We start from the raw sequence: 21,231 nt of genomic DNA on the forward strand, positions 1-21,231 counted from the left end.
ATGGGGAGATGGGGAGATGGGGAGATGGGGAGATGGGGAGATGGGGAGATGGGGAGATGGGGAGATGGGGAGATGGGGAGATGGGGAGATGGGGAGATGGGGAGATGGGGAGATGGGGAGATGGGGACACTTAGTTAGTAGGGTGCTGAAGCGCGATAGCGTAACGCACCCAAATTACCAAAAGTGATTAAGTAAATTGTGAGTCAAACCGGATTTGGTATTACTTCTCAATAGTCTAATCTTCCACGCTCTCTGTAGTGCTTTTCTGCCATTCTTGGAGGTATGCAGCTAAGACATTAACTGTTATGCTAGATAGTGGGTGCTTAATTGACTCTTTAAGTGCTTCCATTCCTCCTGCTGTTAATGCAATTATTAATCTAGATTTGAGAGTAGGGTTCTTCTGAATTTCATCTGCTGCTTCCACAGCTAATTCTATTTGCTCTTTCTCTGTTGTTGTTGGATAAGTTTGAGAAAGCTGCTCTAGTAATTCCTGAATTTCAGCCGCTGCTTCTGCCAGATTTTGTTTTTCATAAGATGTATTATAAGACTGTATTGTTTTGAATCTCTCTGTTGTCCTGTCTGTTGTAAATAATAGTAGTAGGTTGATATAAGTCCGGATATTCAAAGCATCGTTTAAAAGCATCTAATGCTGTTAATAAAACCATTCCTATAATAGCTATCAAAACTTGTTGTGTAGTAAGAGGAATAGCAACATATACTAAAATCAAAATCAAAATTAACAAGATTACTGACAGAGCAATTGCTGTTATAAACTTGTAATACTTACCGAATTTATACTTTTCTAGAATATCGTTTTCACTAGATTCTGACATATAAGTTTTGCCTCCTTGATAAATTTGAAAGTCAATCCGAACTATCTGTCCGATCAGTAGCTGTTTCGTCTGGTGATAATAAACTTAATGCTGAATTTTTTGTAGAGTTAACCATACTTTCCCATAGATTGGCCACTTCTCTTAGTGAATATTGAAGCGGACTTGCTAGTCCAAGAATAATCAAAAGTGGACCGAATAAAGGAGCGCTTGACATTAAATATAAACCGACTCCTATTCCAGTGATATAGCACTACGCGCAAGTTAGAAGTTAGAAGTCAAAAGTCAAAAGTCAAAAGTCATCTCTGACTAACTTTTAAGGTTTAGTAGTTTCCTAACCTAAATCCGTAGTGCTATACTAGCAACTATTTTAGCTAACTCTTTACTTGTTGCAATTTTTCTATTAAAATCAGCTTGCTTTTGATATTCTTCAATTTGAGCAAGAGCTAAGTTTTGTTTAAGCTGATTTTCCTTTAGTTTATCTATATAAGGCAGAAGCTTGACAATATTTTCAACTTCTTGAATTGTTTCTGCTTTACGAGTTCGCTCGGCTAAAACCTGATTTATCAAATCTAAATCATAATTTTTTGTATTAGGGAGAGAAATGAGTTTACTCTCCGAAGTTTGAGAATAAGGAAGGATTTTCTTTTCAGGCAAATCTGGATCTAAATTTTCACTCATGGAACCTGTTCAGGAAGTTCAAGCAATATTATAACAATATGTTTTGTGAATTAAGCCGAGGTTTGACAATGAATACCTAAAATACCTATAGAAAAATTGTCAAATGAGTAATTAATATTCTCAATTAAACCCTGATCATAGTAACATTTGACTGTATACTGTGTTTGATGAAATAAGCGATCGCTTCGGTCTAAGTTAAAATAAGCTATTATTATAATTCATCTCATTAATCTATGTACAAGTCTGATGAAAACCAAAGAATTGCTAATCAAAGAAGTAGAAAATAGCCCTGATTTTATTTTGCAAGAAGTTTGGGATTTTTTGCAATTTTTGAAAGCCAAATATCAGCAAGAGCAGCTAGAAGTTAGGCTGTTAAGTCAGTCTTCCTTAAAAAAAGATTGGTTACAGCCACAGGAGGATAAAGCGTGGCAGAATTTGTAAAAGGTGATGTAGTCGTCGTTCCATTTCCCTTTTCGGATTTAACCCAGGCCAAGCGACGGCCTGTTTTAGTGATAGCAACTTTGACAGGAGAGGATATAATTCTTTGTCAAATTAATAGCCAAACTATAGCCGATCTCTACTATTCCCTTTGAAAGTAGTGACTTTAGTCAGGGTGGACTTAACCAACCTAGCAACATTAGACCAAATCGTTTGTTTACTGCCGATAGAGGAATTATACTTTATAGAACCCATTTGAGATCTATATAATTATGGTAGTCGAGTCTTTTCGTGCATCAATTTTGACCGAAAATTATCTCAAAGAGTGTTGAATTTTTTTTATTATTTCTCCCCACATCTTCCCTTTTTCCTCTTCCCTCTTACCTCCTGTCTCCTGTCTCCTAGCTAACGCGCATATTTATGAAGATACACTTAGGGGTTCTATAAAGTAGGTCAGATTAAATCTGAAAAGTTGAGAGAAGTTATTGATAAAATAGTTGAAATTATTCAGCCGTAATTTTACTAATTCTAAAAGAGCGATCGCCTATTTTAATTCTAGGTATCGCTCTTGCTGTGAAAAAGAGAATATATTGGTCAAATTATTGATGTAAACCTGGAGGATAATAACTCAATAACTCACAAAAAAAGTAGATTTTTTCTAACATAAAAATCGGGCTTCAAGCCTGAATTTAATTCAGGTAATGATTCTTTTTGTATAGACTTGCCCACTTTGTAGATAGTAGTAATTTATAAATTTTATAGTGTTCATCCATGTCATCTATTTATGGATATGGCAATAAAATTTGGAATTGGCAAAAGTCGATTTAAATTTACCTTGATTTTCGGCTGAAAACAATTGAAAACTATTTGTTTTTTAGAGTTAAAATCGACAAAAATCAATATTATTTTATTTTTCAAAGAAATATAATTACAAAAATATACTACTTAGTATAATATGGTATTAAATATTATTAGGAACTACTAACCAAATGTTAGATTGGATTTCTGTTACTTTTTCTCAATTATTAAAAAATATAGATGCTATCATTTTTTATCGTATTGGTGGCGACCAAGGGATACCACTTATTGTACTTTGGCTAATTAGTGGCAGTCTCTTTTTTACTCTCCGAATGCAGTTTATTAATATTCGAGCCTTTAAACACGCGATCAACGTTATTTTGGGAAAATACGACGACCCTAATGACGAAGGTGAAGTCTCTCATTTTCAAGCCATGGCAACTGCTTTATCTGGAACTGTGGGGCTAGGAAATATTGCTGGAGTTGCTATTGCTATTAGTTTTGGAGGACCAGGCGCAGCTTTTTGGATGACGATCGCAGGGTTGTTAGGCATGAGTACAAAGTTTGTTGAATGTACTCTGGCACAAAAATATCGTGTAGTTAACCCAGATGGTACAAGCATTGGAGGGCCAATGTATTATATATCAATGGGTTTAGCTGACTTAGGACAAAAAAAGTTAGGTCAATTTTTAGGTGGAATGTTTGCATTATTCAATATCTTTGCTGTCTTGGGTAGTTCCAGCATATTTCAGTCTAACCAGTCTCAAGTAGTTGTTGCTAATGTGATACCTTTTTTTGCTCAACGAAGCTGGGTTTATGGATTAATTTTAGTATTAATAGTGGGGTTAGTAATAGTAGGTGGTATCCAACGTATTGCTGGAGTAGCTGCTGCCATTGTACCTACAATGTGTGGCATCTACTTTCTGGCAGGTTCATGGGTGATATTAGCTAACTTTACTGCTATTCCTCACGCAATTTCTACTATAATTCATAGCGCTTTTGCTCCTCAAGCTATGGCAGGAGGTTTTGTGGGAGCGCTAATACAAGGGTTTCGCCGAGCAGCTTTTTCTAATGAAGCAGGATTGGGTTTAGCAGCGATCGCTCATGCTACAGCAAAGACAGATGAACCTGTCCGAGAAGGTATTGTGGCAATGCTAGAACCATTTATTGATACTGTTATTATCTGTAATATGACGGCTCTAGTAGTTATTATTACTGGCGTTTACAATAATCCTGAATTTGCTGATCTAAATGGTTCAGAACTAACTTTAGCAGCTTTTACTACTGTGATTAACTGGTTTCCTGCTGTTTTGACAATTTGTATAATTTTGTTTGCCTTTTCTACCATGATTTCTAGTAGTTACTATGGTCAAGTTTGTTGGCAATATTTATTTGGAAACAAGGGTGTCATTATCTATAAAATCTTGTTCTTAGCAGGTATCTTTGTGGGTACGGTTACTAACCCAGAAGCAGTTATTGAGTTTAGTGATGCGATGAAAATAACTCTTGCTTTTCCGAGTTTGCTTGGTGCTTATTTCCTCTGTAGTAAAGTGGCAACAGACCAAGCAAGTTATATGAAGCGTTTACAAGCAGGAGAAATGTTCAATGAATCTCCATCAAAAGTTATTGGGTGAGAATTTTGAGTATAGCGCTATGCGCAAGGCAACAGCTCCGGAAAGCAATAGGCAACAGGGGAATACAAAAGGATTTGCTGCTTATATTCATGTCAAACACCTGAATGCATAGCGCTATAACAATTACAGCGCAATTCATTTAAGTAGAGCACAAAATTATTTTTGAGTAGGTAGTAGGTAGAGACGTTGCATGCAACGTCCCTACATTGCGGTTCATTAATCTGACTTGTTATAGAACCCTTATGGTAGCTATATAAAAAATTGTGGGTATGCGCCTCCCCTTTTAAGGGGATAATAAGCGGTCGATCTTCGCAGCTTCCCGAAGGGTGGGATGGCGAGGTCTCCTCGCCATATCCAATCGACCAAGAGAAAAAAATTTTTCATGAATTTGTCAATCCTCTCCTTGAAAAGAAGAGGTAATTATTCATTATTCATTATTCATTATTCATTATTAATTGTTGAACTACTATCTCCTTTCTCCTGAGGACTAGCTAAAAAAACGCGCATATTTATGAAGATATGAAGATACGATCGGGGGTTCTATAGCACCACGCAAATAGGGCGCGGACATTGATAAATCCTCAAACGAGCGTCAGGGATTATATCAAATCCGTTTACAGCGGTTTTCATTTGGGTAGACCACAGTAAGGACGTTCCATGGAACGTCCCTACAGGATTTTGTTTGTGAAGATGTGGTTCATCAATTTGAAAAGCGCTGTAATTCGGTATACAAAAATGTTCCATCTTCAAGCATTACCAAATATTTCTCTCACTCCCCATCTCCCCATCTAATTACACCGATGCTACCGGATTTGATATTACTTCTGAGTTTTGACACTCCACGGACTAAAGTCGCGTGGATTCTTCAGAGGAGCTTTCTATCGGGTTAAAACCAGGATTTTCACATTGCTCGTTTACGAAGTATGCCGTTAGGCAAACAACCACATTGCCAGTACCGTACCGTAGTACGTATACAGCAGCAGTCCACGCTTACGGTGCCAATTGCCACTACTCTCTCCGACCAAAAGGCCATTGAGTCTACTTTTTAAGTTATTAATTAATAATAACACATTTTTTTGACTACGCTTTATTGCCCGTCGAGTCGTTTCCATCCACCGCTTAAAAGACGGTGGTTTCCCACTTACCGAATTTTTATGATGACTTGCGCGTAGCGCTATATTTGCTTCAGTGCTGCCGGAAAGAGTAGGCAATGGAGGAACTGTGAAGATTGATACAGACAATTTACAGGGAAATAAAAGTATAATTTTAGTATTTGGTAAAAGTATTGCAAATCAATTAATACTTTTTTAATGGCAGGTAGATGAGAGAGACAATATAATTGATTGCTCTTGATTTACTCTAGTGCAGGATAGCGGAAATAACTGACAAGTTACAAAATCCTAAAACAATTATAAATCAATACTTTTGACTTTTAACTTCCCGGTAGCGGCGCTAGTTCCAGCTATGTTTACCTCTTTTGAATAATGTCAAATATTAAACTTGACAAACAAGTTTGCTATCGCTACTATACTAAATGAAAATAAATGTCAACTGTTTACATAAATTAATGGATAAAAAATATGAAGATATGTCAGAATATAATGTAGATAAGAAGCAGAAAGCATGGGGATTTACATTTCTGGGAGACAGCAACTATATTGGGTTGAAAAAGGAAAACTATTGTCAAATTATTCAAGAAAATTATCAACAAGCAGTAGAAACTAACTTTCCACTCACACAAGCAAAACGAGGCGAACGCTTACATATTATTACTATCAATGCTATAGATGAGATGGCTCGTCGCTTGAAAAAAATGGGGTTGGTAGTAGGAGTTGAGATAGAGGTAATTAGTAACAACCCTAGTGGTTCAGTAATTGTGGCAGTAGGAGACCGCAATATTGGTTTGGGACTTAATCCTGCTAGCAATATTATTGTTTCTGCCAAAATCATTCATCAGTAATAAGTAATATCATTTCCGGTTGCTCCCACTCCTGGGAGATGGGGAGATGGGGAGATGAGAGCATTTTTCTACCTACCAGGTGCGCTATCGGGCGGCGCGGGGTCCCATCCGCTTTTTCCCCTATTCTCGTTACTGAATTTTCACAACTTGTGAGGACTGAGGACGGAAGGCAAAAGCACATACCGTGTTCAAAGATAGCACTCCGGGGTTCTATAGAACCCCTAAGCGGATCTATTTAAAAGGGAGTGTGGGAAGGGTGGGGAGTGTGGGGAGATGGAAGCATTATTCTACCTGCTTGGTGCGCATTCCCGAAAAGGAGTCAGCATTCCCCAAGGGAGCTGACGGCAACGCGGGGTCTGACCGCTTGTGACTTGCCTCCTTCAGAGGAGCTGCGCTAGCGTCGTCGCGGGGTCGCATCCGCTTTTTCTCCTATCCTATTTCTGGAACTCCTGATATAGAATCCGGTTATATAGTATATGTTCATTATTCAATCTCCCCATCTCCCCATCTCCCCATCTCCCCCAACAATACAATTAAGTATTCAACTGGATTTGATATTACTCGTTACTCGTTACTCGTTACTCGTTACTCGTTACTCGTTACTCGTTACTCCTCAGTAATACGATAACTAATTACCCGGATTCTATATGACTCGGTCCTCCTGACTCCTTTGCCAAAAACTTGTACCTTTGCAAAGATACGGTTAGGGGTTCTATAAATAAACGAGGGAGTCCTAATGAGTCAGGAGTAGGGGCGCGATTCCGAGCTTTGGGGAACGGCCGTTCGCCTTTAGGCAATAGGCAACATAATAACAGTACCTCACCATCCTAAAAAGTGCTGTAAGTCTGAGATTATATGCAGAATACAAGAAAGTAATTATCACAATATCAACAGAACATCTAAATAATACATCAAAGGTAATCAAAATGAATGTAGCTGATTTGAAAACAGGGCAAATGGCAATAGTCGATCGCGTATTAAATATTGGTCGCGATCGAGGAATTGTTGAGAGACTCGCAGCAATGGGAGTAGTTTCTGATAGACCAGTGCAAGTCTTGCGAGAGGGAAGCTTTAATGGACCTTTGCACATTCGAGTCGGTTTAAGCACAGAAATAGCTATCCGGTCCCATGAAGCAGAAATGATCGTGATTAAAACAGATGGGGATGAGGAAACAAATTCATCAGAAGATTATGAGATGTTACCCAAATCTGTAATGAAGTTAACTAAAGAAGTTAAAGCTCTCTCATTACTGACATTAACTGCCATTGTTATAGTTGTTCTGGCTGAAATTTATCAACTTTTGAATAATGGAAATATTGATGGAGGCGATCGACAACAAACTACTGCTAATATTGTTTCTAATTCGACTTCACAATTAACGGAAAATGAAAAATTAGAGACGGTAGATACAACTTTATCTGCACCAAAATTACCAGGAAATTCGGAGAATGTAAATGATAAATCTGACTCCTCTGAAACTACAGCTAAAGCTACTATTGAAAATACCAGTAACCCGGTAGCAACAACAACTAATTCTGTCATTGAAAATGTAGAATCAATAGGTGAAAAAATTACTGATCAAAAAGAAATTGCTAGATTACAAGAAAAACTCTATACTAATATCGATCAAAACTGGGACAAACCAGTTAAACAAACAGCAATTTATCTAGTTAAGGTAGATAAAAATGGAGAAATTATTTCTTATGAAGCTTTTAATCAAATAGCAAAAAATCATCTGAGCAGTACACCACTGCCGAATTTAGTTAAGCCTAATGCTACTAATAAAACAGAATGGGTTGAGTTTGCTATTTTACTCTATGCAGACGGTAGTCTAGAGATAGAGCCAAAGTAATGAACGAAGGCACAAGGAAGAGGGCAGAAGGCAGAAGGGAAGAAAAGTTTAGAAAGGATAAGTTCAACAATTAATTATTCATGAACGAAGGCAGCTATGCTGAGGGCATAAAGTAGAAGGGAAGAAAAGTTTAGAAAGGATAAGTTCAACAATTAATTATTAATGAACGAAGGCAGCTATGCTGAGGGCATAAAGTAGAAGGGAAGAAAAGTTTAGAAAGGATAAGTTCAACAATTAATTATTAATTATTAATTATTACTTCTCCTTGAAAACTGATAGGATTGACTAATAATGAAAATTTTTTTCTCTTGGTCGATTGTATATAGTTAGGAAAACAATCCATCCCACCCTTCGGGAAGCTGCGCTAATGACCGCTTGTTTCTCCTTTAAAGGAAAGGCTTTAAACCTTAATTATTTGCTAGGAGTTATGCTGTTTGCGCAGCATTCCGCAGGAAAGGTAGAAGGGTTAAAAAGTATAGCTTTGGGTTTTGAAAAAAATCGGGTGCATCCCAATGCGTGAATAAAGCCAAAAATTTATTGCTTTTAGGCAACAGCTCATCTGGCAACAGGCAACAGAGAATATATAGGAAAAAAGTATTTTTGCAAATATGAGATTCACCAAAAAAATCTTTTATAGTAAAGAAAAAGAGATAAGAGTTTTATACTTTGCGCTCTATTTCTGAATTGTGTATCCTGCATTAATTGCTATATTTTCATTTGTGCAGCATTCTATAGGAAAGAAAAGTAGAAGAGAGAAGTATTTAGGCTTGAAAGCTGACTTATAACTATAAGTATTCAGCTTTTAAATATTTGTCTATCGCTTTAATTTTCTGCTTTTTTTAATCTATATAAGCCCTCGAAATATTCTGGGAAAATCTCCACAAAACCTAAAATACTTCTAAAAAGAATTCCTAATTTTCATAATTTATGTTTATAATACAGTCATAAAAATATCTTGCTAACTTTAAGATAAATAATTCAGTAACAAATGACGGAAAAATTATGGTCAATAGCTTCCCCTTTTAAGGGGATAAAAAGCGGTCGTTTGCGGAGCATTCCGTAGGATGGGATGGGAAGGTTTCGGAGCCATATCTAATCTAATCGACCAAAAGAAAGAGAAGATTTAAGATTTCAAGTCTCCTTATTGCAGAGGTACTGATAGCGTAGCTCCGACCATAGGAGGCTAACTAATAACTTATAACTGATAACTGATAACTGAAATGACTTGTCACGCCACTAAACCTACAACAATATCAAAATCCCAATCTACAAAAAGAGTTGCTTTAATTGGGATGCCAAATACTGGGAAATCAACATTTTTTAATCGCATTACTGGAGTTTCTGCTCATGTGGGAAACTGGCCTGGAGTAACAGTCGATCTTTTGCAAGCTAACGTCAAAATAAATGGTGAAACTACTGAATTTGTAGACCTACCAGGAATTTATAATTTTAACGGTTTTTCAGAAGACGAAAAAGTTGTTCAAACATTCCTAGAAAGTTATGCCATTGACTTAGTATTAGTTATTATTAATGCTGCACAAATTGACCGTCAAATTCGACTGCCATTACAGATAAAAGCTTTGGGTTTACCAGCAGTTTTAATGCTGAATATGTCAGATGAAGCAAAACAATATGGAGTTAAAATAGATACAGAGGAATTATCAAAACGATTAGAAATGCCAGTGTTTCTAATTAGTGCTAAATATGGCAAAGGCTATATGAATGCATATATGGCAATTTCTGAACAGTTAAAAAAGGTAGAAAATTCCGTCCAATTAAATAATGTCACATCTTGGATAGAATCACAGGAAGATATTTCTCTTAGCGATATAGATAAAGTTTTAAATGGTGCTGTAGTTATGCCTTCTCAAATGGCAAAAAACTTCACAGCTCAAGTTGACAAAATACTCCTTCATCCGGTGTGGGGTTTACCCTTATTTTTCCTCGGAATGTTTCTAGTTTTTTGGGCAGTTTGGAACATCGGACTTCCCTCAATAGACCTCCTCGAAATAGTTGTTGAATGGGTACAGTCATCAATTGTTGAACCTATAGCTCAACTTTTTCCAGAAATAATTCAAGACTTTCTCCTTAATGGAGTCTGGGCCGGAGTAACTACTGTTGCTTCTTTTGTGCCATTAATTATCATATTTTTTATTATTATGGCAGTGCTAGAAGATAGTGGTTATCTATCACGTTCAGCCTATTTAATGGATGCCTTTATGGCAAAATTAGGTTTAGATGGACGTAGTTTTGTACTGCATATAATGGGGTTTGGTTGTAATGTACCAGCATTAATGGGAACTAGGGTAATGCGATCGCCTGCTTTGCGGTTATTAACTATGTTAATAATTCCTTTTGGTTTATGTTCGGCGCGACTGCAAGTATTTGTATTTATCATTGCTGCAGTATTTCCTAATGGCAATGGAGCGATAGTTTTATTCTCTCTATATATCCTCAGTTTTCTGGTAGCTATTATCACCGCAGCATTATTTCAAGGGATATATAAAAATGAAGAACCTTTCATTCTAGAACTACCTCCTTATCGTTTTCCTACATTAAAACAAATTTTACTGAGAAGTTGGGGAGAAGTCAGAGAATTTTTAGTCAGAGCATCTGGCTTTATTACTGTTGGTTGTATTGCAGTTTGGGTACTTACAAATTTACCAGCAGGTGCAACAGGATTAGATACAATTGGCGGTAAAATTGGTCAATTTATGAGTCCAATTATGGACCCAATTGGGATTAATCCTTATTTAACATTATCCCTATTTTTTGGCTTTATTGCTAAGGAAATTGTAATTGGTTCTTTGGCTGTTATTTACAGTATGAGCGAACAAAATGTTAGTAGTAACATTGCAGAGACAGTTACTTTTATTCAAGGATACAGTTTCTGTATTTTTTGTTTGCTTTATACCCCATGTTTATCTACTTTAGCAACTATAGTTAAGGAGGCAAAATCATGGAAATTTTCTTTACTTTCTTTAGTATTTCCATTAGTTTTAGCTTGGGTTTCTAGTTTTATTTTCTATCAAGGAGCTTTGGCTTTAGGTTTCTGAAATAAATGTTAGGTGAAAATTAGTTTATATAGCAATCCTAAATGATTTGTGAGATTTTTATAATAGTTAAGATTGAGGAAAAACCTTGAAAATTCTGACTCGGTCTTCCTGACTCCTGACTCCTAACTACCACAAAAATATTACAATTGAAATAGGATTGCTATAGCTCTATCTTAGACTTTTTGGTAAATGCTATATACAGCAGTTTCCTACTTTGTGCAGTACATATATTTATTTTTAGGGAATAGGGAGTAGGGAGTAGAAAACAGGCAAAAAATATTCACTCTTACAGCGCTTTTCAAATTGATGAACCACATCTTCATATCAAATCCGGTAGCATCGGTGTTATTCAGTATTAAAGAACTGTAGGGGCGAATGGCCATTTGCGTTCCGCAAAGCTGCCGAATTGCGCCCTTACACATTGTATGACGATCAACAGAACTATATTACTCCGAAGCCAACGGATTTGATATCACACATCAAACCTTGTAGGGACTTTCCATGGAACGTCCCTACTGTGGTCTACCCAAATGAAAACCGCTGTAAGCTGTACCAAATTAATCACCGAATCTGCTGTAAGTTCTGGGAGTAATATCATGTTCGGATTATCACTTATAATAAAGCCAGAATCATTACAGTAGAAGTCTTCTAATTTTATGGCCCAAAAGATGGCGATCGCCAACTACCTCTATGTTCTGACGATCACTTATAACTGAACAGCCCTAGTTTGAGGCCACCAATGGAAACAAGTTATATCATGTCCGGATCAGAGCGCTTCGCAAAAAACTTTCTCTTCATTTATAGCTTAAAATTCCCTCCTCATAACTCATTACTCATAACTCATTACTCCTCCATTTTTATTTATAACTATTCAACCGAACATGATATAAGTTAAAAACCTACTCCTACTTTTGCTTTTGTATAATACCTAATACCAAATTGATAAATGTTTGTTACAAATAGCTAGGCTATTTTTTAGGAGTCAACGGAATTCAAAAGTCATGTATTCAAAAGTTAAAAGTTGAGACTAAGGTATAGCACTACGCACAAGTTAAAACTCAAAACTCAAAACTCAAAACTCAAAAGTAATCCCTGACTGAGTTTGAGCATTTATAAATGTCCTAACCTTTGCTTCGACTGCTATAAGCATTCAGCCGTCAGCTATTATATCAAATCCGCTTAAACAGTTATAAATTGGTTAAGTCTTTAGGAGTCAGGTAGGAGAGTCGTCGGATTGGCGACGTACAGGAGGAGAGAGAATCACAAAGATTTAGTATTTATGACGATTAGAGAATTTTTTTATGCCCAATTCCCCCGGATTTGATATTAGTTATAGCGCGATTAATTTATTGTCAGTCAGAAGTGGAATTAGTATTGATAGTATTGAGGGAGAATTAAAAGTATAAATAAAATAGATAAAAAGCTCAATTCCTAATCTTAGCAGTTATTGCCTTCATACCTGAGAGCTGACCAACGAGCTAGCTGTTAGCTCCGAATTCCGCAGGAAATGCTTACAAACTAAGATTGTATGAATTGAAAACTTTATTTGGCGTTGGTAAAGCGCGTGTATGATATTTATCTTAATTCTTTAGGAGTCAGGAGGGAAGAAAGAAGAAGAAACCCCGAGTAGAAGGAGAAAGTTTTTTGGTGGCGTAAAGGTAACAGAGTTCTATCGCGTTCTTATCCGGACATGATCTCATACCTCTTTTCACCAACGCCGAAAACTTTATTTAAGTAAATTGGTATCAAAAATTAAATCTTTCTCTCTAAGTATAATGTAAATCCCTTGTTGATTCGCAAGGGGCAAATTTTGTTTTTTGTAGTTCTATGTTACATTTAGTATTAAAGCTTGAAATTATATTTTGGATATAATATATTATTAAGATCTTGAAGAAGATAATAACAATCAATTAATAAAAAGTAATGATCATGAATTTATTGGATTTAAAAACAGGGCAAATAGCAATAGTCGATCGAATTATCAGCAGTGACGATACAAGAAGAATTGTTCAGATACTAGAAGAAAAGGGAATAGTTTCTAATAAAACAGTGCAAGTATTGCGAGAAGCAAAATTTTCTAGTCCGTTGCATATTAGAGTTGGTTCAAGCCAAGAAATAACTATCCAACCCCAGGAAGCCGAAATGATAATTGTGAAAACAGATATTTCAGCTAAAGATATGAACCCTGAGAGTACAACAGAATTAGCCGAACAAGTTAAAACAGCATCATTAGTTTCATTAACTACTATTATTCTAGTTGTTATTTCTGGATTTTATCGCATCCTGGTTACTAGAGATATTTATCAACAAAATGAAGCCAAAGTTGTAACTAATGTTGTTTATAACTCAAGTTCAACAAAGACAAAAAATCAAATATTAGAGACAGTAGATAAAAGTCAAGTTCAACCAACAATGGTCGGAAGTATTGAGACAGTAAATAAGAAATCTGAATTTCCAGAGAAGGCTGGGAAAAAAAATAATCAAAATACCAACAACCATGTAAAAGCAACTACTAATTATCCCCCCCAAAATATAGAGTCAATAGCTAAAAAGATTACCAACAAAACAGAGTTATTAGAATTAAAACAAAAACTATACAATACGATCAATCAAACCTGGAAAACTCCCATAAATATAACTTCAATATACCTAGTTAAAGTAGATAAAAATGGGGCGGTCGCTGGTTACGAACCGTTTAATCAAATAGCAGCAGATAATCTGGAAAAGACACCTATACCCAGTCTAGTTAATTCTGACGCTACTACTCAAACAGAATTACTCAAAACAGAGTGGGCTGAGTTTACAATTTTATTTTATGATAATGGTATTTTAGAGGTACAACCACATTCAACAATGAATAATTAATAATGAATAATTAATAATTACCTCTTCTTTATAGGTAAGCATTCCGCAGGAAATGCTTACCCTAATTATTTGTATAAAATGGATGAAAAAATCGAATATTGACATAAAATTAGACTATTTGTATTATTAGAAACAGTACTTATAATAAAAGCTTAATAACTGAATAGAATTACTTAACTATATTGCATAATTATCTAAAATAATAAATATGAATCAGTCAAAATGTATAGGCAAAGTATATTTAGTAGGAGCAGGACCGGGAGATCCTGGACTACTGACACTCAAAGGTAAAGTGCTATTAGAACAAGCAGATGTCGTTATCTACGATGCTCTAGTCAGCAGTCCTATCCTTGCAATGATTAACCCTAATGCAGAAAAAATCAATGCAGGCAAACGTCGTGGTCGTCACTCTCTACCACAAACACAAACAACTCAACTGCTAATTCAAAAAGCTCAAACTCATGCAGTGGTAGTACGTTTGAAAGGAGGCGATCCCTTTGTTTTTGGTCGTGGTGGAGAAGAGATGGAAGACTTAATGCAAGCAGGAGTACCTGTAGAAGTTGTTCCGGGTGTCACCTCTGGTATCGCTGCACCTGCTTATGCTGGTATTCCCCTTACCCACAGAAATTATAGTTCCTCAGTTACTTTTGTCACAGGTCATGAAGCAACAGGTAAATATCGAGCAAATGTAAACTGGCAAGCGATCGCCCAGGGTTCAGAAACCATTGTAATTTATATGGGAGTTCATAACTTACATAATATTATCGCAGAACTTATAGCTGCCGGATGTTCGCCAGAAAAACCTATTGCTTTAATTCAGTGGGGAACTCGTCCCGAACAAAAAGAATTAATTGCTACTCTCAAAACTATTGTAGAACAAATTGAAGCAACTGGGTTTAAAGCACCAGCTATTGCAGTTATTGGTGATGTGGTTAATTTACATCAAATATTAGGTAGTTATCAGAATTATATCATGTGAGGAGTCATTTCAGTTATCAGTTATCAGTTATCAGTTATCAGTTATCAGTACCTCTTTCTGGCTAAAGTCAAAAGAATTAAGATTAATATCATATACGCGCTTTACCGATGCCGAAGATTTCTACAGGACTTACGCAAATTCTTAGACAATACGCTATCGGTAGAGGGTAAATGCCATTCGTACCTACTATATATGGCGGTTCTGCGTAAGTCTTGTTCTATTTATTTTAACGAAAGAAGTCAAATACCCAATGAATACATCTTCACTTTCACTCGCTAAAAATCATCTAGTAGCACTAATTCTTGCAGGTGGTAAAAGTTCTCGTATGGGTAAAGATAAAGCCCTAATTCATTGGCAAAATATACCTATGCTAAAAAGAGTTTATCAAGTAGCTATTGAATGTACAGAAAAAGTTTATATTATTACTCCTTGGCCAGAAAAATATCAGCAGATTTTACCTACAGAATGTGAATGGTTAACTGAGGTAAAAACTGAAGGACCTTTAGTTGGTTTTATTCAAGGATTAGCTCAAATTAATAGTGATTGGATTTTACTATTAGGATGTGATTTACCTCTGTTGAACTTAGATATTATTCAAACTTGGACAACTCAATTAAGCCAACTTTCCCCTGAAATTTTAGCTTTAGTTCCGAAAAAATCTCAAAGGTGGGAGCCATTATGTGGCTTCTATCGGCAACAGATAAAAATTGAATTACAAAAATATATTGACCAAGGCGATCGCTCCTTTCAAAGATTACTAACTCGAATACCAGTTCAACCATTATCTATTGATACTGATATAGAAAAAATGTTATTTAATTGTAATACTCCCTCAGATTTGCAGTAGTTTTAATCTGATGAAATAGAGAGTTTGAGAATTTTGATTTTAGGGAACTATGAGGTAAGGAAGGAGATAAGCTATGAAATACAGTAAAATTTTTAATAATTTACATAACTCAATAATTCCTGTTTCAAAGCTGCTATTACTTTTTCATATTCACTATCAAGCTCTAAGACCAAATCCATTCCTTCAGTTATCAGTTCTGAACCAGGTAAATTTGCTAATTTTTCACATAAACTAGGAATATTGATTGCTCCAATGTTAGAACTATAAACACCCAAACGTTGAGTATACTTTTTCAATTCTTCTGTTGAATTAATAGCAATTGCATTTAAAATTTGTTGCATATAATGAGCAGCATTTTCTAAATAATCCTCAATCATTTTAGCTATAATATTATTTGCGTTTGTGCCTGATGTTTGGCGAATAGAATCTAAAACTGTTAAATCTAAAACTGAGTGATTAATATTATTAATAGAATTACTGAAAGTATCAGCGGAAATATCTCCAGTAACAGAAGTTGCTTCAGAAATATCTTCAGTGACAGAAATTGCTTCAGAAGTTGGTAAATCAATATTATTATGAAATTGAAAATTAATTAAATATTGTTTAAATTGTTCGTACTCACTTTCGAGTATAGAAAAAATTTCTGCCGCTCCTATTGTAGTATCTGCTCGTCCCAAGTTTTCCAACTGATTACATATATCTCCTATAATAACTGCTCCCAGATTACCACTACTAGAACGCAAAACATGAGCTGCCATTCGTAACGCCTTAGCATCATTAGTAGTAATTGCTTCTCGAATTGCTGCTAACCTACTAGGAGCATAATTAAGATAATCTTTAATAATCTCATTTAAAAGTTCATCGCCTCCCATATTTCTAATTGACTCTAACATTGTAGTATCTACCATTGACTTAGGCTTTTTTATAGAATTATCTCTAATAATACTATTACTTAACTGTTGATTATTTTGAATAATATGAGTATCAAAACTATTTTGCCATATTGATATATCTGCATCAATTCGATTAGCTTGCTGTAGTACATGGGCTAATTCTTGAATTTGGATAGGTTTAGAGATAAAATCACTCATGCCTGCCTCCAAACATTCATTGCGGTCTTCTAACATAGCGTTAGCAGTAACAGCAATAATACGTGGGCATAATTCAGTAGAATATTGCTGATGTAGAAGACGAGTCGCTTCCAACCCATCCATTTCTGGCATTTGCAAATCCATCAACACCACATCATAAGGCTGACGTTGCAAAGCTTCTAAAACCTCTATGCCATTTGCCACCACATCTGCTCGGTATCCTAGCTGCTGTATTTGTAGCAAGGCGACTTTTTGGTTGACTACATTATCTTCTGCCAGTAATATTCGTAGGTTTTTTACTGGTTTAACTTCAACCTTCGGTGCAACAGCTAAATTTTCAATACTGATTTTTTTGCCTGTAAAAATATTAATTATCGTATTATAAAGTGAAGATATTTTAATTGGTTTATTAATAAATGCAGTAAAATTAATGTCTGAACATTCTACTAACAACTTCTGTTCTTCTAATGAACCTAACATAATCAGAGGTAAATTTTGATCTAAAGTTTGTTTGCGGATAGTTATAGCTAGAGTCAACCCGTCCATCTCAGGCATATCAATATCCAATATAGCTAAATCGAACTTCATGCCTTGGTTAATTAAATCAACCGCCTCACTACCAGAAGCAACTGCCCAAGTTAACATTCCCCAAGACTGTCCTTGTAAAGCTAGCATTTTTCGATTAGTTGTATTATCCTCTACTATGAGTAATAGTTTTTCCGCTAAATATTGCTTTGCTTCTGCATTAACGTTATTTGAATCGATCGCAGGTCTAGCAACTATCGTAAAGTAGAAAGTTGAACCTTCACCTACTTTACTTTCTACCCACATTTTACCCCCCATTAATTCACTTAACTTTTTACTAATTGCCAAACCTAGACCAGATCCACCATAATTACGATTAATAGAGGAATTAACCTGACTAAAAGACTTAAATAAGCGGTTCATTTGCTCTGGAGCAATGCCGATACCAGTATCTCGCACGGCAAATTGAATTTCATAAATATCATTATCGTCACTGCTGTCTCTGGGAGTTGCCTGTACATGAATCGTAACTTCTCCAGCATTAGTGAATTTAATAGCATTACCGAGCAAATTTACCAGAATTTGTCGTAAACGAGTCACATCTCCGATAATCTTCAGAGGTGTCATTTCTTCAACTATGTAAGCCAACTCCACATTTTTCTCTTGCCCTCTCAAAGCTAACAAATTCAAAGATTCCTCAATACATTGTTGTAAATCAAATGCTTGTTCTTCTAGTTCTAATTTATCAGCATCAATTTTTGAGAAATCAAGGATATCATTAATTAGAGTCAGTAAACTATCTCCACTCATGCGAATAGTTTCAGCAAAATCTCTTTGCTGGGGTTGCAGTTCTGTATCTAGGAGCAAACCTGTCATACCAATTACAGCATTCATCGGTGTCCGAATTTCGTGACTCATTGTGGCTAGAAATTGACTTTTTGCTTGAGCCGCTGCTTGTGCTGCTTTTGTCGCTTTTTCCAAAGCACAATTTTTTAGAGTCAACTCCTCTTTTCGCAAAACTTCTTGCTGTAACAGATGAGCGTGAGCGATCGCTATACCTACCTGTTCAGCTATTGCTTCCAATAATTCTATTTCTTCTGTTGTCCATTCACGGTAAGAGTCACATTGATGTAATCCTATAATACCATTAGCTTTTCCTTGATAAGAAGTTCGTACTGCCAACATTGATTTGAGATTTATCTGCCGACAGAAATCTACCATTGCTTTGAGCAAAGGATCGGTCTCAACATTAGTAGTAGAGACAGCTCGGTCTTGGGATAAAATTTTTTCCACATGAGGGTTTCCAACAACTGGCACTTTCAAATCTAGTAAAGACGGATGTCCAGTCTCCAAATATTCTGCCATAAAGGGAATTTCTGGTAGAGCTATGTTAATGTAGGTATGAATCATGCAGCGATTTACTTTAAAAGCACGACCTACTTGGTTAACTGTAGTCTGAAAGATTGTGTTAATATCTAAACTCTGGCGAATTTCTTGGCTAATTTGCCTCAGTAACACTCCTCGTTGGACTTGTTTTTCTAGAGCTATCTGAGCTTGCTGACGTTCTAATTCATTACCTACCCATTGAGCCATCAATTTTAAAAGTTGGCGATCGCTATCTTTGAAAGGTGTTGTCCGTTTATTTAAACTTCCAAAGGCAAGTACACCATGAAGCACTCTTCCCACTGCCACAGGAGCACCCATATATGCCTCTAAACCAAGGTTAGTGTAGGCGGGTTCGGAAGACCATGTTGATTCCTGAGCTGCTTCAAAGCATATAAATTTTTCCGCACGAAAGACTGTGCCACAAAAAGTTTTGTCTAGATCAAACTCATCTCCTACATTAACTGAAAAATCAATGTGTTTTGGTTTTTGTAAAGCAATTGCTTTGTAGCGATCGCCGTTCACATATCCTAGAGTACCAATTTCAAGTTCAAAACGTCGTCTTCCCATAGCTAGAAGTCCTTGTATTCGTTGCTCAAAGTTAAGTTTTGGTGCTGAAGCTACTTTGTAAAGAGAACGAATAGCTACTTCTCCTTCTCGAATTTCTTTTTCTATTTGTTTGCGTTCGCTAATATCCCGAACAAAAGTACAATTGTACTCTTTACCATTGAATTCTAAATAATTCACAGTCACATCTACTGGAATAATTTTACCTTCTTTAGTTCTGTGAAAACTTTCTAGTCTGAAGGTGCGAAAATTTTTCAACTCTTGCCAATGTTGCCTCCACTTTTCCTCAGATGAAAAGATAGTATCAATATCCAAAACTCTCATCTGTAGAAGTTCAGCTTTGGAATAACCTAGAGTCAGACACGCCGCTTCGTTTACATAGAAAAACTTGGCATCATAACCCATTAAAAAAATTGCATCGGCAGCTTTTTCTAAGGAAAACTGACTCAACTTTAAAGCTTCCTCAACTTGTTTGCGTTGGGTAATATTATTCAGAGTTCCCGATGTTCCAGTTAAATTACCCTCTGCATCGAAATGAGTTTGGATAAACGCTTCAATCCAACAAAACCCACCTTCTTTAGTCAGGTAGCGAGATTCTATATTTTCATTTTTACTATCTTGACCATTGATATAACTTTGGAATTTATTTAAAGTTTGGAGGCGATCAGATGGATGTATAAAATCTGAAAACTTCTTTCCTAGACTTTCTTCTACTGTAAAACCTGTCATATTTTCCCAAGCTGCATTGAGAAATATCCATTTACCTGTAGCATCTGTTTGAAAAATTACTTCTGCGATATTATCCACTACATAGCGATATTTTTCCTCCCTTTCTAACAGTGCAGTTTCTGTCTTTTCCCTTTCTACGATCTGCTGTTGTAAATCTAACAAATTTTCTTGAATTTGAGTGGCCATTTGATGCAGACTACCCTGGATAATGCCTATTTGATCATTGCCTTGGGTATGATCATTTTCGTCTAATTTTCTTTTTGTCAGTGTTGTAGCAAGCTCAGTTAATTTTTGTAATGGAACACCCACCTGTCGCTGAAACAAAATTATTATTACAGTCACTAGTACACCACTCATAGTCATAGAAATAGCTAAAGTTTTGACAACATTTTGAGATAATTCTGTTTTGATTTTATTTACTGAAAAACCTAATTTTATTTCTCCAAGATATTCACCATTATTAATAATTGGAGAACTTACCTCGTATATATTATCTTTTTCTTTTAGGTGATTAATAATATTGATAGTATTATTTTTTTTCAAGTTATGTGTTTTAAGCTCCTTGATGATCGTCGGGTTTTCTAGATCAATTTGAACTTCGAGGGGAATACCTTGTGGATCGATGACAGCACCGTAAATAATATTGCCATCGTGAATTGTACGTTCCATAAATGTTTGTAAGGTGCTGAAATCTGACTTTACAATTGCATTTCCACTTATAGTACTTAAAAATTGGACTTCATTTTCAGCTTTTTTTTCTAGGTTCTCTAACTGTAATTTCAAGTTTTGTCGGATTAGGACTATTTCTGCTACTAGGTTGATACTTATTAATAAGATACTTGTAATTACTAAATAGCGAACAGCAATACGAGTTTTCCACCAAGTATGTACAGACCTTTGATTATTATCCATTTCTGATTTCCTATGTACTAAACTTATTTATATTTTAAGTGAATCAAAAGTTTAGTAACTCAATTTTTTTTTATCTCAATCTT

The 21,231-nt window shown here is 35.7% G+C and carries 16 protein-coding genes; 10 read left to right on the forward strand and 6 right to left on the reverse strand.

Annotation, left to right across the window (positions count from 1 at the left end):
* The first annotated feature begins 16 nt into the window (after positions 1–16).
* Positions 17–187, forward strand: coding sequence for a hypothetical protein (locus tag F6K23_RS15145; protein ID WP_293156778.1), 171 nt, complete (start codon positions 17–19; stop codon positions 185–187).
* 48 nt (positions 188–235) lie between these two features.
* Here the strand turns inward: F6K23_RS15145 and F6K23_RS15150 are convergent, their stop codons facing one another.
* The 3 genes from F6K23_RS15150 to F6K23_RS15160 all read right to left on the reverse strand — a co-directional run bounded on the left by F6K23_RS15150 (position 236) and on the right by F6K23_RS15160 (position 1,511).
* Positions 236–643 carry a hypothetical protein gene (locus F6K23_RS15150; RefSeq protein ID WP_293156780.1) on the reverse strand — a complete coding sequence of 136 codons (408 nt, stop codon included), beginning with the start codon at positions 641–643 and terminating at the stop codon, positions 236–238.
* Positions 540–833, reverse strand: coding sequence for a hypothetical protein (locus tag F6K23_RS15155; RefSeq protein ID WP_293156782.1), 294 nt, complete (start codon positions 831–833; stop codon positions 540–542). The genes F6K23_RS15150 and F6K23_RS15155 overlap by 104 nt, the downstream gene beginning before the upstream one ends.
* Before the next feature lie 336 nt (positions 834–1,169).
* On the reverse strand, positions 1,170–1,511 hold the full coding sequence (locus F6K23_RS15160; RefSeq protein ID WP_293156784.1) for a hypothetical protein: 342 nt from the start codon (positions 1,509–1,511) through the stop codon (positions 1,170–1,172).
* A gap of 246 nt (positions 1,512–1,757) precedes the next feature.
* On the opposite strand from F6K23_RS15160, the gene F6K23_RS15165 reads away from it, so the two are divergent.
* The 3 genes from F6K23_RS15165 (at position 1,758) to F6K23_RS15175 (ending at position 4,381) form a co-directional block, all read left to right on the forward strand.
* Entirely contained in the window at positions 1,758–1,952 is a 195-nt protein-coding gene (locus F6K23_RS15165; RefSeq protein ID WP_293156786.1) for a hypothetical protein, read from the forward strand.
* A complete protein-coding gene (locus tag F6K23_RS15170; RefSeq protein ID WP_293156788.1) occupies positions 1,937–2,104 on the forward strand; it encodes a hypothetical protein in 168 nt (55 codons plus the stop codon). Before F6K23_RS15165 ends, F6K23_RS15170 begins: the two co-directional genes overlap by 16 nt.
* Positions 2,105–2,938: 834 nt before the next feature.
* On the forward strand, positions 2,939–4,381 hold the full coding sequence (locus F6K23_RS15175) for a sodium:alanine symporter family protein (RefSeq protein ID WP_293156790.1): 1,443 nt from the start codon (positions 2,939–2,941) through the stop codon (positions 4,379–4,381).
* 929 nt (positions 4,382–5,310) lie between these two features.
* Here the strand turns inward: F6K23_RS15175 and F6K23_RS15180 are convergent.
* Complete coding sequence (locus F6K23_RS15180; RefSeq protein ID WP_293156792.1) at positions 5,311–5,622, reverse strand: hypothetical protein; 312 nt, start codon at positions 5,620–5,622, stop codon at positions 5,311–5,313.
* A 293-nt stretch (positions 5,623–5,915) separates the two neighbouring features.
* Here F6K23_RS15180 and F6K23_RS15185 point away from each other — a divergent pair, with 293 nt between their 5' ends.
* On the forward strand, positions 5,916–6,341 hold the full coding sequence (locus tag F6K23_RS15185; RefSeq protein ID WP_293156794.1) for a FeoA family protein: 426 nt from the start codon (positions 5,916–5,918) through the stop codon (positions 6,339–6,341).
* A gap of 282 nt (positions 6,342–6,623) precedes the next feature.
* Here the strand turns inward: F6K23_RS15185 and F6K23_RS15190 are convergent, their stop codons facing one another.
* Positions 6,624–6,758, reverse strand: coding sequence for a hypothetical protein (locus F6K23_RS15190; RefSeq protein ID WP_293150606.1), 135 nt, complete (start codon positions 6,756–6,758; stop codon positions 6,624–6,626).
* Between the two features lie 509 nt (positions 6,759–7,267).
* Between F6K23_RS15190 and F6K23_RS15195 the strand changes: the two genes are divergently transcribed.
* From F6K23_RS15195 to F6K23_RS15215, 5 genes are all read left to right on the forward strand, one after another.
* Positions 7,268–8,194 carry a FeoA family protein gene (locus tag F6K23_RS15195; RefSeq protein ID WP_293156796.1) on the forward strand — a complete coding sequence of 309 codons (927 nt, stop codon included), beginning with the start codon at positions 7,268–7,270 and terminating at the stop codon, positions 8,192–8,194.
* A gap of 1,220 nt (positions 8,195–9,414) precedes the next feature.
* Entirely contained in the window at positions 9,415–11,250 is a 1,836-nt protein-coding gene (gene feoB, locus F6K23_RS15200) for a ferrous iron transport protein B (RefSeq protein ID WP_293156798.1), read from the forward strand.
* A gap of 1,929 nt (positions 11,251–13,179) precedes the next feature.
* Positions 13,180–14,115, forward strand: a complete 936-nt coding sequence (locus tag F6K23_RS15205; protein WP_293156800.1) for a FeoA family protein — start codon at positions 13,180–13,182, stop codon at positions 14,113–14,115.
* Positions 14,116–14,323: 208 nt separating this feature from the next.
* Positions 14,324–15,094 carry a uroporphyrinogen-III C-methyltransferase gene (gene cobA, locus F6K23_RS15210; protein WP_293156802.1) on the forward strand — a complete coding sequence of 257 codons (771 nt, stop codon included), beginning with the start codon at positions 14,324–14,326 and terminating at the stop codon, positions 15,092–15,094.
* Positions 15,095–15,344: 250 nt separating this feature from the next.
* On the forward strand, positions 15,345–15,941 hold the full coding sequence (locus tag F6K23_RS15215; RefSeq protein WP_293156804.1) for a molybdenum cofactor guanylyltransferase: 597 nt from the start codon (positions 15,345–15,347) through the stop codon (positions 15,939–15,941).
* 92 nt (positions 15,942–16,033) lie between these two features.
* Here F6K23_RS15215 and F6K23_RS15220 read toward each other — a convergent pair whose 3' ends face one another.
* Positions 16,034–21,148: a response regulator gene (locus F6K23_RS15220; protein WP_293156806.1), complete on the reverse strand. Its 5,115-nt coding sequence runs from the start codon at positions 21,146–21,148 to the stop codon at positions 16,034–16,036.
* Positions 21,149–21,231 lie beyond the last annotated feature (83 nt).

Source organism: Okeania sp. SIO2C9 (assembly GCF_010672455.1).
Taxonomy (GTDB): domain Bacteria; phylum Cyanobacteriota; class Cyanobacteriia; order Cyanobacteriales; family Microcoleaceae; genus Okeania.

What these genes read in the sequence shown, in the direction of transcription:
- feoB (WP_293156798.1), top strand. Translation starts at nt 9,415, where the DNA reads ATGACTTGTCACGCCACTAAACCTACAACAATATCAAAATCCCAATCT.
- F6K23_RS15160 (WP_293156784.1), bottom strand. Translation starts at nt 1,511, where the DNA reads ATGAGTGAAAATTTAGATCCAGATTTGCCTGAAAAGAAAATCCTTCCT.
- F6K23_RS15215 (WP_293156804.1), top strand. Translation starts at nt 15,345, where the DNA reads ATGAATACATCTTCACTTTCACTCGCTAAAAATCATCTAGTAGCACTA.
- F6K23_RS15165 (WP_293156786.1), top strand. Translation starts at nt 1,758, where the DNA reads ATGAAAACCAAAGAATTGCTAATCAAAGAAGTAGAAAATAGCCCTGAT.
- F6K23_RS15195 (WP_293156796.1), top strand. Translation starts at nt 7,268, where the DNA reads ATGAATGTAGCTGATTTGAAAACAGGGCAAATGGCAATAGTCGATCGC.
- F6K23_RS15150 (WP_293156780.1), bottom strand. Translation starts at nt 643, where the DNA reads ATGCTTTTAAACGATGCTTTGAATATCCGGACTTATATCAACCTACTA.
- F6K23_RS15145 (WP_293156778.1), top strand. Translation starts at nt 17, where the DNA reads ATGGGGAGATGGGGAGATGGGGAGATGGGGAGATGGGGAGATGGGGAG.
- cobA (WP_293156802.1), top strand. Translation starts at nt 14,324, where the DNA reads ATGAATCAGTCAAAATGTATAGGCAAAGTATATTTAGTAGGAGCAGGA.
- F6K23_RS15155 (WP_293156782.1), bottom strand. Translation starts at nt 833, where the DNA reads ATGTCAGAATCTAGTGAAAACGATATTCTAGAAAAGTATAAATTCGGT.
- F6K23_RS15185 (WP_293156794.1), top strand. Translation starts at nt 5,916, where the DNA reads ATGAAAATAAATGTCAACTGTTTACATAAATTAATGGATAAAAAATAT.
- F6K23_RS15175 (WP_293156790.1), top strand. Translation starts at nt 2,939, where the DNA reads ATGTTAGATTGGATTTCTGTTACTTTTTCTCAATTATTAAAAAATATA.
- F6K23_RS15220 (WP_293156806.1), bottom strand. Translation starts at nt 21,148, where the DNA reads ATGGATAATAATCAAAGGTCTGTACATACTTGGTGGAAAACTCGTATT.
- F6K23_RS15205 (WP_293156800.1), top strand. Translation starts at nt 13,180, where the DNA reads ATGAATTTATTGGATTTAAAAACAGGGCAAATAGCAATAGTCGATCGA.
- F6K23_RS15190 (WP_293150606.1), bottom strand. Translation starts at nt 6,758, where the DNA reads ATGCGACCCCGCGACGACGCTAGCGCAGCTCCTCTGAAGGAGGCAAGT.